This is a genomic window from Roseateles sp. (assembly GCF_049240545.1).
Taxonomy (GTDB): domain Bacteria; phylum Pseudomonadota; class Gammaproteobacteria; order Burkholderiales; family Burkholderiaceae_C; genus Paucibacter_A.
In genome coordinates this window covers 1-10504 of sequence record NZ_JBMLSK010000007.1, presented here as the reverse complement: position 1 = coordinate 10504, position 10504 = coordinate 1, and the positions used below count along the sequence as shown (strand labels likewise).

The 10504-nt window shown below is 64.0% G+C and carries 8 protein-coding genes; 3 read left to right on the top strand and 5 right to left on the bottom strand.

Annotated features, from left to right (window positions below):
• The 3 genes from ACOVRJ_RS00175 to ACOVRJ_RS00165 form a co-directional block, all read right to left on the bottom strand.
• Positions 1-994: AMP-binding protein (locus ACOVRJ_RS00175; RefSeq protein ID WP_422041888.1), on the bottom strand; the 994-nt coding region annotated here is incomplete at its 3' end.
• Positions 995-1285: 291 nt separating this feature from the next.
• Positions 1286-3235, bottom strand: coding sequence for a 5'-nucleotidase C-terminal domain-containing protein (locus ACOVRJ_RS00170; RefSeq protein ID WP_422041887.1), 1950 nt, complete (start codon positions 3233-3235; stop codon positions 1286-1288).
• A 115-nt stretch (positions 3236-3350) separates the two neighbouring features.
• Complete coding sequence (locus tag ACOVRJ_RS00165; protein WP_422041886.1) at positions 3351-3920, bottom strand: GNAT family N-acetyltransferase; 570 nt, start codon at positions 3918-3920, stop codon at positions 3351-3353.
• A 164-nt stretch (positions 3921-4084) separates the two neighbouring features.
• Between ACOVRJ_RS00165 and ACOVRJ_RS00160 the strand changes: the two genes are divergently transcribed.
• Both ACOVRJ_RS00160 and ACOVRJ_RS00155 read left to right on the top strand, forming a co-directional pair.
• Entirely contained in the window at positions 4085-5386 is a 1302-nt protein-coding gene (locus tag ACOVRJ_RS00160; protein ID WP_422041885.1) for a M16 family metallopeptidase, read from the top strand.
• A gap of 109 nt (positions 5387-5495) precedes the next feature.
• Positions 5496-6554 carry a Kelch repeat-containing protein gene (locus ACOVRJ_RS00155; protein WP_422041884.1) on the top strand — a complete coding sequence of 353 codons (1059 nt, stop codon included), beginning with the start codon at positions 5496-5498 and terminating at the stop codon, positions 6552-6554.
• Between the two features lie 12 nt (positions 6555-6566).
• On the opposite strand, the gene ACOVRJ_RS00150 is transcribed toward ACOVRJ_RS00155, so the two are convergent.
• Positions 6567-7214 carry a response regulator transcription factor gene (locus ACOVRJ_RS00150; RefSeq protein ID WP_422041883.1) on the bottom strand — a complete coding sequence of 216 codons (648 nt, stop codon included), beginning with the start codon at positions 7212-7214 and terminating at the stop codon, positions 6567-6569.
• Positions 7211-9271 carry a sensor histidine kinase gene (locus tag ACOVRJ_RS00145; protein ID WP_422041882.1) on the bottom strand — a complete coding sequence of 687 codons (2061 nt, stop codon included), beginning with the start codon at positions 9269-9271 and terminating at the stop codon, positions 7211-7213. Before ACOVRJ_RS00145 ends, ACOVRJ_RS00150 begins: the two co-directional genes overlap by 4 nt.
• Positions 9272-9516: 245 nt before the next feature.
• On the opposite strand from ACOVRJ_RS00145, the gene ACOVRJ_RS00140 reads away from it, so the two are divergent.
• Positions 9517-10504 (top strand): malic enzyme-like NAD(P)-binding protein (locus tag ACOVRJ_RS00140; protein WP_422041881.1); only part of this gene is annotated, 988 nt, incomplete at its 3' end.

Sequence of the window (10504 nt, the reverse complement as noted above, 5' to 3'; positions counted from 1 at the left end):
CGCGCAGCAAAGCGTTGTAGAGCGTGTTGACACCGGTCAGCCAGGTGATCTTGTAATTCTCGAAGGCGCGCTGCAAGTTCTGGATCGGCCGCGGGCTGGGCACCAGGATGTTGCAGGCCCCCATGCGGTACATGGTGAGGAAGTTCACCGTGAAGGCGAAGATGTGATACAACGGCAGCGCCGTGAGCACCACCTCTTTGCCCTCGTCGATATGGCTGCGTGTCATGCCCAGCATCTGCTCCAGATTCCAGAGCAAGTTGCCATGGGTCAGCATCGCCCCCTTGGCCACGCCGGTGGTGCCGCCGGTGTACTGCAGCATGGCAAGACTCTGATGACCCAGGCCTTGCGTGTAAACACCGGCATCGCCCACTTGCTTGCGACCTTGAACCAGTGCATCGGGCAGGCGCGTCACCGTCATGCCATGCGCCGGCACCAGGCGGTTCCAGTACTTCATCACCGCGTGGACGATGGGCTGCACCACCAGCGGGAAGAACTCGGGCACTCGCGTCATCACCACATGCCGAATTTCGGTCTGCGCGAGGATGGACTCCAGCTTGTCGGCAAACATGTCGACGATGACGATCGCTTTGGCGCCGCTGTCCTTGAACTGGTGCGCCATCTCCTGCGAGGTGTAGAGCGGGTTGGTGTTCACTGCCACACAGCCCGCCTTCAGGATGCCCAACAGCGCCACCGGGTAGCTCAGGCAGTTGGGCATCTGCACCGCCACACGGTCGCCTTGCGCCAGCTTGCACACGCCGCGCAGATAGTGCGCCAGCGCATCGCTCATTTCGTCCACCTGCGCGTAGCTCAATGAACCGTACATGCCGTTGGGCATCACGCAGGTAAAAGCCGTTTGCGATGCGTAGCGCCGCGCCGCCTCTCGGGCCATAGCGGCCAGATGCGGCGCATCGGGCGGAGGAAGTGTTTTGGGGATGCTGCTGCCGTAGTGCTGCAGCCAGGGCTTGAGGGCGTAAGGGGAGGCGGAATCGGTCATGGATCGAAGGCGCGGCCCAGGCGTTGAGGCAGTGCACGCCGGCTGGACCGACCGGCGGGCCGCGCCCGGACTGAGCGCAGCGCTTCGACGGTAATCGCCCGAAACTCGACTGTCCAGCCGCCCACAGAAGCCCTAAATCTTGAGGGCTCTTTCTGAGCTCGCAAGCGGCCCAGCACCGGCTTGAGCTAATCGCCGAGTCAAACGTCCCAAGGCCTAGTGAAAACCCTGAAACGCTTGACTCCCTTCAGCGACCCTCAGCCTGCGCCAAGCTCGCCCTCGATCAAACAAGCATCAAACCGCAGCAGCGCGGCGGCGGCGCGCCACCAAGGCGGCAATGCCGGCCAACATCAAGGCCCAAGTCTGCGGCTCCGGCACGGCCACCACCGCCAGGTCGACCAAGCGGCCCTGCATATCGTAGGGCGAGGCAACACCATAGCGGGCGGCATCGATCTGCCCGCCCAAGCCACCGTCGGCAACCGAGGTTCCAATGAAGCCCGCCAAAGCCTCTTGGTAGGTCACGGTGTTGACGTTGTTTTCGAACACCACGCCCAGCGCGGCGAAAGGATAGCCATCACCACCATTGGCGGTGAAGTCGATGGTGGCCAGCGACACGGTGCGCGCGCCTTCCACGACCACACCGTCACGCACCAGGTAGCTGCCGTCGTCCAAGACCACTTCACGCACTCGCGAGCCGGCGGCCTTGCTGGTGTCGTAGATCACCTTCATGCCGGAAACTTGTGCGAAGCGTCCGTCGGGGCTGCCCTTGGCATCGGCTCGCGCGACCGAGTGCTCCATGATGCCCTTGATCTGCGCGGCGCTGACCGCATTGGCGCGCTTGACCAAATTGGTGAAGGGCAGCACGTTGAAGGTATCCCCCACCGTCACATTGCCGGCGGCGATGCCGGCGCGGATGCCGCCGCCGTTTTGAATGCCCAGCTCGGCCTTGCCGGCGAAACGCATCGCATCGGCCGTGAGATTGCCCAGATTGGTTTCAGCATTGCGCACGCCAGCGATGAAGCTGCCGGGCTGGCCGGCGCTGCCGCGCTCGCCGTTCAAAGCAACCGCCGAGCTGCCAATTTGCGTGGCATTGAGCACATCGATATAGGCCTTGACGGGATCCACCACCGTGGTCTTCAAGAAGCTGTCGCCGACCACGCGGTCGGCATCCGCAGCGGCGCCGCTGACGCGCAACATGCGCGAGCTGTCAACGCCGGTGACCTTACCGCCGTCGCCGATATTGAGCGTCAGTTCGCCCACATAGCGGTTGCCAAAGTTCGAGGTGACCAAGGCGACTTGGCGGCCATCCGCACCGGTGACAAACTGGGGGTGTCCGTTGATGGATGCCGAAGTGCCGGGAATCAGCGCATCGTTGGCATCACTCATCAACTCATGACCACCGCCGCTGAGCACCACATCCACATTGCGCAGGCGCGGCACCACGATGCTGCGTTCGTTGTTCCAGTTCTGCAAGTGGCTCATCAGTACCACCGTGGTGGCGCCCGCCGAACGGGCCGCATCCACATTGCTTTGGATGGTCGAGCTCAGGGCGATCAGGTTGGCCTGCTCGGTCGCCAGCGGGTTGTAGTTGATCAGATTGACCGGGCCGGGCGAGGAGATGGTCGGCAGCAAAGGCGTGGTGGCGCCCACAAAGGCAACCTTGGTGCCCGCCCCTGTGGTCATGATGGTGTAAGGCGCCACCGTGCCGGCTGCGGCCAGCGACTGAAACGCTGGCGTCGCGCCAAAGTTCAGGTTGGATGACAGGTATTTGGTGCCCGAAACCTGGGCAAAGCGCGCGGCCGTCGCGGCGCCTTCGTCAAACTCGTGATTGCCGAACACGGCGGCGTCAAAGCCAATGTGACGCATCGCGATCGCGTCGTAGTAATCCTGGCCGCCGTCGGCGAAAGCCTTGGCCAGGTTCAGCTTGCTGGCGTTCCAGCGCGGGCCGGGCAAGAAGGCATCGCCCGCGTTGAGCTTGAAGACGCTGTGGCCGGCGGCTTCGGCAGCGGTTTTCGCGTTCTGCATGACACTGGCCATGCGGTCAACGCCGCCGTAGAAGGACAAGGCCTGGGAATTGTTGTCGCGCAAATTGCCCTGCGCGGACAAGAGCCAAGATTCCTGGTCGCCGACATGCAGCAGGGTAATCTTCTCGGCCTGTGCCGGGCCGTAGGCCAAGGCGATGGCCAGGGGCAAAAGGACCAGCGCAAATTTGCGGCTGCGACGAAGCATGAGCGGGCGGTTCATAGAGAGACTCCAGTAGAAAACCCGCAATCTACGAAGCTGCGATGGCATGCCGGTGACACAGACGTGCCGATAGGATCAGCCACCCCCCGAACTCGGGGGCTGAGCTGGAACTCGGCTAAGGCCTTGCGGGCCTGAGCTCCAACACATACTCCTCGTCGTCCATCGCTTCGCCCCGGATCACATCATTGCCCGGCAAGATGCGGCTGAGCTTGAAACCCACTTTTTGCAGCACCCGCCCCGAGGCGAGATTGCCGACGGTGACCGTGGCAACAAAGCGCTGCACACCGCGCGCGGCCAGTTGCGCAACAGCCGCTGCGGCGGCCTCGGTGGCATAGCCTTGGCCCCAATGAGGGCTGAAGAAATAAAACCCCAGGTTGCTGGCCTCAAAGGCGCCGGTGATCTCAGCATCGACACGGCCGAGCACCTGGCCATCCGACTTGCGGCGCACCGCCCAAGCCGACCAAGCGAAGCAGCCGTCCGGGGACATGCGGCTGGCTTCCATTCGACGCCAACGATCCCGCAGGGCCTCCAAGCTATCGGGCCTGGGCATGGAGATCCACCGGTAAATGGCCTCGTCCTGCAAGGCAGGGAAAAAGACGTCGGCGTGGCTTTCGCGCAGCGGCTCAAGCATCAGTCGGGGTGCTTCAATGGCTGCGGCCAACTGACAAGCGATTTCAGGCTGCATAGGCGCGGCCCCCATCAAAGGGGCAGGTGAGGAAGAGCGCAGACTGTAGTGCCGTGCCGAGTCTCTTGAACACCCGTCTGTACCGACAAACAAAGCATGCGGCGCATCGGCGACACTCAGCAACTCGCCCCATCGCTGCACCTTGCTCTCTTTTCTTCGCCATCTTGAACCCATCGCTCGCCTCCCAAACCGCCCGCTTGGTCACGCTCGCCAACGGCCTGCGCACCGTCACCATCCCCATGCCCTGGCGCCAAACGGTGAGCCTGAGCGTGTTCATTCGGACCGGCAGCCTGCACGAGAGCGCACGGCTGAATGGCATCAGCCATGTGGTGGAGCACATGGCCTTCAAGGGCACGGCCACGCGCGACTGCCAGCGCATCAACCTCGATGCCGAGGCCTTGGGCGCCGAGGTCAATGCCCACACCGACAAGGACCACACCGCTTTTCATATCGAGGGCTTGCCAGGCGATCTGCCGGCCTTTGTCGACTGGCTGGCCGACATCGTCTTGAACAGCAACTTCCCGGCCGAGGAGTTGGAGCGCGAGCGCCGTGTGATCGAGCAAGAGTTCAGCGAGTTTGAGGACGACCCGACCAGCGTGGCCTTCCAACTGCTGGATCGCGCCAGTTACGGCCAACACCATGCGGCCGGCCGGCCCATCATCGGCAGCCGCGCCAACATCCTGCGCTTCAGCCGCGAGGACCTGCTGGCCTATGCGAAAGCCCAGTACACCGCTTGCAATGTGGTGGTGACGGCAGCAGGTCCGGTCGATGCCGAGGCCTTCTCGCGCCTGGTGGACCGCGCCTTTGGCGCCATGCCCAGCGGCAGCCCCAACACCCTGAGCGCGCCCGTCTGGCAGGGCGGCCTGAAGACGCGACGCCTGGCCGGCACGGGCCAGTGCCAGGTCTTGCTTGGCTTCGAAGCCCCCAGCCTGGGCAAGGCCCACAGCACCCGACATCTGCCCCATGTACTGGCCGCCTCCCTGCTGGGCGAAGGCATGAGCTCGCCGCTCTTGGATGAAATTCGAGAGCGCCGCGGCCTCGCCTATCACGTGGCCGCCTCGGCCGACATCCAGCCGCTGTATGGTCAGTTTCTGATCGAAGGCGCCACGGCTCCCGCCCAGGCCGAGGAGTTCTTGCAGGCGGTGCATCAGCTCTTGCAGCGCCACGCCGAAGGGCCAGTGGACAAGGTGGCGCTGGCGCGGGCGCGCAAGCAACTGCAAATGCGCGGACTGCGGGTTCTGGAGCAGCCGGCGCGGCGCATGGAAGCGGCGGCGCAAGAGCTGTTCACCTTCGGTCAATTGCGCGACCCCATGGAGGCGATGGCGCAGCTGCAGGCGGTCAGGCCCAAACAAGTACAAGAGGTCTTCGAGGGATTGCTTCAGCCCGGCAGGCCATGCCCAGCGCTTGCGCTGGCTGGCACGGTAACGCAAGGCGCACGCGCCTGTGCCCAGAACTGGCTGACTTAAGTCAGGCCTTATCGCCTTGCACTAAGCTCCGCCCGGTTTGGCTCCGTTGGCCTGCACGGGCTAGCACCCGATTTAGACGGATGGTTTGAACCCAAGCGGAGGGAAGACAATGACGCACTCGATCAAAAGAAGCCTGATCGCCACCTTGGCCACTTTTGCCGCGGCCAACTGCAGCTGGGCGAACGCCGAAACCGCAATGACACCCACGCTGCGCTGGGAGACCCTGGCGCCCATGCCCATTGGCGTGCAAGAGATTTACCCGACCGTGCACGGCGGTCGCCTGTTCGTGGCGGGCGGCTTGAGCAGCGAGCTGCCCGCAGCGCAAGGCCATCTCAGCGATGCCTTGCAAATTTACGACCCGGTCAAGGGAAGCTGGAGCTTAGGCCCCAATTTGCCCGAGGGGCGCCACCATGCGCAACTGCTCAGCCTGGGCCAGAGCTTGTATTTGGTGGGCGGCTTTGTTCGCTGCGAGGGCGGCGACTGGTGCGCCAGCCGTGATGTGCTGCGCCTTGACGAGGGCAGCAGCCGCTGGCAGCGTCTGGGCGCCCTGCCGCGGGCCTTGACCGAGTCGACCGCGGTGCTGCAGCAAGGTCAGATCCACTTGGTCAGCGGCCGCAGCCCACGCGCCGAGGCCAATGCTCAATGGGGCGACCATGGCGATGTGGCGTGGCATTGGGTTTACGAAGCGCAAAGCGACCGCTGGCGCGCCTTGGCCGACGGGCCCGAGATCAAGAGCAGCGCGGCCGCCCTGGCTGCGGGCGAGCATGCCTGGCTGATCGGCGGCCGCCAATACAACGGCGCCAATCTGCGCAGCGTCCACCGCTTCGACGCAGCCACCGGCCGTTGGCAGGCCGAAGCCCCCTTGGTCTTTGCTCAGGCGGCTCATGGTGTCGGGCTGCTGGGCCGGCAAGGCCAGCAGCTGATCTGCAGCATTGGTGGCGAAACCGCCGAAAACGGCGGCGGCATGCTCGGCCAGGTGCAATGCCGAGCACTGGACAAAGGCCGCTGGCAAGTCATGGGTGAGATGCCCGAGCCACGCCACGGCCTGGGCGTGCTGAGCCTGAATGGTCAGCTCTACGCCATCGGCGGCGCGCGCCAGCCGGGCCTGAAGCAGACCAGCCCGCGCCTCGATCGCCTCAGCTTGACCCCATCGACCCGCAAGCCTTGAGGGGAAGCCGCTTCAGTCCTCTCGCAACAGATTGCTCAACTCCACCGCCGACTTGACGTTCATTTTTTCGAAGACGCGGGCCCGGTGCACCTCGACGGTCCGAACGCTGATGTTCAGCTGATCGGCGATCAGCTTGTTGGGCAGCGCTTGCACCACCAGGGTCATGACCTCGCGTTCGCGCTCGGTCAGCTCGGCCAAGCGCTTGCTCATTTGTCTTTGCTGCTCGCGCTCCGTGATGGCGCGTTCGCTGATGGCCAGCGCTTGCTCAATCCGGTCGACCAAGGTGTTGTCGGAAAAGGGCTTCTCGACAAAATCAAAGGCGCCGCGTTTGACGGCGGCGACGGCGGTGGGCACATCGCCATGGCCGGTGAGAAAGATCACCGGCAGGGCCGCTTGATCCCCACACAAGCCGCGCTCAATCAGCCGCTCAAACAGCGCCAAGCCGCTCATGCCCGGCATGCGCACATCCAGCAAGAGGCAAGACGGTGCGTTCGGCCAGTCTTTGCCGCCCTCGGGGCGCGCATCCAGCATGGCCTCAAAAGCTTCGGCACTGGCAAAACCTTCCGACAACAGGCGGCGCGAACGCAAAAGCCAGCCCAGGGCATCGCGCACCACGTCTTCGTCATCGACCAGATAGACCATCGGCAGTTTTCGGCTCATCGGGGCTTGTCTCCGTTGTCTTTGTTCGTTGCTATCGCGCCGGCAGCAGGCAGCGTGAAGCGGAATTCGGTACCCAACACCTGGCCACCCGGACCTTCAAGATTTTGGAAGTCCAAGGCGCCACCGTGTTGCTCCACCACGGTGCGGCACAGGCTCAGCCCCAAGCCCATGCCTTCGGAACGGGTGGTGAAAAACGGGGTGTACAACTGCTTGGCCACTTCGGCCGCAATGCCTGGGCCACGGTCAATCACCGCAAGACTGATCCAACGAGGGTCAGCGCTGGGGCGGGCTTGTAAACGCAGCACCCGTTCGACCTGAGAGGTGTGGCCCTCCATCGCCTGAATACCATTGCGAGTCAGGTTCAGCAACACCTGCTCGACCATGGTGCGATCGCAGCGCACGCGCGGCGCCGTAGCGGGCAATTCAAGCTCGATGCGTGCGCCGCTCTTGCGCGCCTGCAAGCGAACCAGCGGCAGCACCGCCTCGAACAAATCGTCGACGCCGATGGCCTCACGCGCCTGATCACGCCGGCGCACGAAATCATGCACGCTCTTGATCACGCGGCCGGCGCGCTCGGCCTGCTCGGCAATGCGGGTGACGGCTTGGCGAACCATATCCGGCGTGAGCGGATCGTCGGCCTCAAGCTTGAGCAGATTCAAGGACGCGGTGGCGTAGCTGGCGATGGCGGCCAAGGGTTGATTCAGTTCATGGCTGAGCAAGGAGGCCATTTCACCCACGGTGGCCAAACGGGCCGTCGCCTGCAGTCGGTCTTGCTGCTGGCGCGCCAACTCTTCCATGCGGCGCTGGTCGCTGACGTCCAGCACCGCACTCATCCAGCCGGTTTGCTCGCCCTGCGCATTCAGCAGGGGCGCCTCAAAAATCATCACCGGAAAACGTTCGCCGTTTTTGCGCATGAACACCGTCTCGAAGCCCTGGCGCGGATCTTGGCCCGCCTCCCATCGGGCGCTGCGGTCGGCATGCCGGCGCCGGTATTCATCGACAAACTCCGCCGGCCAATAGGGCGGAGTCACCTGCCCCAGCAGTTCGACGGGCTGGAAGCCCACCATATGGCAAAAGGCCGGGTTGACGTAGGTGACGATGCCACTCATATCCCGGGCGCGCAGGCCGGTGATCAAGGAGTTTTCCATCGCATGGCGAAAGGCCAAAGACTCCGCCAAGGCACGCTCCGCAAAGGCGCGGCGCCGGCCATCGCGCGCCAACAGCAGCACCACCGCAAACAGCACCAAGGAAAGCCCCAAGACCAGGGCCGTGGCCAGATTGGGGATCAAACGCGGCCGGCCGGCCGCGCTGTCAACCTTCAAGAGCAAGGTGAGCCCCGGCAGGTCGACCAAGCGTTCCGCCAGGTAATGGCCGGCACCACGGGCAAGCCCGGTGCGCGCCAAGCGAGTGCCATCTCCCTCCACAAAGCTCAATTCATGACCGCGCGCCTGCTCCTGTGTGACCGCGTCTTCCAACAAATAGCGCAGGCTGATCGTCGCCACGACGTAAGCTGCCGCCGAGCCCGCACGCAGTTGCGGCAGACAAAGATCGACCACCTCCAGGCCTTCGCCTCCGGCCAGCGGAATGAAGTAGCTCCGGGAATAAAGCTGTGAACCCTGACGCAAGGCCGCCTGGCAAGCCAACTCGGTCTCAATCTCCATATGCTCGCGGGCGATCCGCTCGAACAAGGGCGTGACGTAGGTCGACTCCACCGACTTGACCACCTCTCGATCGGCATCCCGGTACTCGATGCGGAGCAAGGCTCGCGTGCGGCGTTGCAACTCGCTCGCGTCCGCCGTCCAGCGCGGTGCTTGCGGGCTCTCCCACAACAGGCCTTGCAAGCCTTGAAGATCGCGCCCCGCAATCTGTCGGACGCGAGCGGCAACTTCCCCCGCAACATCGTCCACCTTCTCTTGGGCTCGCGCCGTCTCGTAACTGAGCGTCAAGGCCAACAACAGCGATTGCGCCACCAAGAGCAAAGCCACCAGTGCCCCCCAGAGCAGGGCGCGGCGCCAGCGCCAGGGGCGGGGCAAAGCGGCGGTTTTCTGTTCGGGCATCAAGAGCTGCGGGTCGGAGGGGTCGTCCCTGAGGAGGGCACAGGGCTTTACAGACCGAAGTATCCTTTGCCCGGCCATCAAACACGATGCGCAATTCCGCGTATCGCCAAATCACCAGGGAGACCGACACTTGCGCTGCGCGCAGCGGGGCACCTGCCCACCGCTGCGGCTTTTACAATCGCCGCCCGCATTGGGCTGGCGCAGCCGTCCGATGGCTCCACTGGCTTGCCGAGAGAAACAGCACCATGCCCACCTCAGAACAGAAGAACGCCCAGTTTCGCCAAGCGGCACTTGAGTATCACGAGTTCCCGACGCCCGGCAAGATCGCCATCGCCGCCACCAAGCAGCTGGTCAATCAGCGCGACTTGGCGCTGGCCTACTCCCCCGGCGTGGCTGCGGCCTGTGAAGAAATCGTGGCCGATCCCGCCAATGCCTTCCGCTACACCTCGCGCGGCAATTTGGTCGCCGTGGTGACCAATGGCACCGCCGTGCTGGGCCTGGGCGATATCGGCCCGCTGGCCTCCAAGCCGGTGATGGAAGGCAAAGGCGTGCTGTTCAAGAAGTTCGCCGGTATTGATGTGTTCGACCTTGAAATCGCCGAGCGTGATCTAGACAAGCTGGTCGACATCATTGCCGCGCTGGAGCCCACCTTCGGTGGCGTGAACCTGGAAGACATCAAGGCGCCGGACTGCTTTTACGTCGAGCGCAAGCTGCGCGAGCGGATGAAAATTCCTGTCTTCCACGACGACCAACATGGCACGGCCATCGTCGTAGGCGCGGCCTTCCTGAATGGTTTGAAGGTGCTGGGCAAGGACATCAAAGTGGTCAAGCTGGTGACCTCGGGCGCCGGCGCCGCAGCGCTGGCCTGCCTGGGCCTCTTGGTCAAACTCGGTCTGCCGAAGGAAAACATCTGGGTGACCGACCTGGCCGGCGTGGTCTACGAGGGCCGGGTCGAGCTGATGGACCCGGACAAGGCCGGCTTTGCGCAAAAGACCGAGCTGCGCAGCCTCAGCCAAGTGATCGAAGGGGCCGATGTGTTCCTGGGCCTGTCGGCAGGTGGGGTGATGAAGCCCGAGATGGTGGCCAAGATGGCGCCGCGGCCGATGATTTTTGCGCTGGCCAACCCGACTCCAGAAATCCTGCCCGAGCAGGTCAAGGCCGTGCGTGAGGACGCGGTGATGGCCACCGGCCGCACCGACTATCCGAACCAGGTCAACAACGTCCTGTGCTTCC

Coding starts and splice junctions, on each gene's coding strand:
- ACOVRJ_RS00170 (WP_422041887.1), bottom strand. CDS start 3,235: ATGAACCGCCCGCTCATGCTTCGTCGCAGCCGCAAATTTGCGCTGGTC.
- ACOVRJ_RS00145 (WP_422041882.1), bottom strand. CDS start 9,271: ATGCCCGAACAGAAAACCGCCGCTTTGCCCCGCCCCTGGCGCTGGCGC.
- ACOVRJ_RS00155 (WP_422041884.1), top strand. CDS start 5,496: ATGACGCACTCGATCAAAAGAAGCCTGATCGCCACCTTGGCCACTTTT.
- ACOVRJ_RS00150 (WP_422041883.1), bottom strand. CDS start 7,214: ATGAGCCGAAAACTGCCGATGGTCTATCTGGTCGATGACGAAGACGTG.
- ACOVRJ_RS00165 (WP_422041886.1), bottom strand. CDS start 3,920: ATGCAGCCTGAAATCGCTTGTCAGTTGGCCGCAGCCATTGAAGCACCC.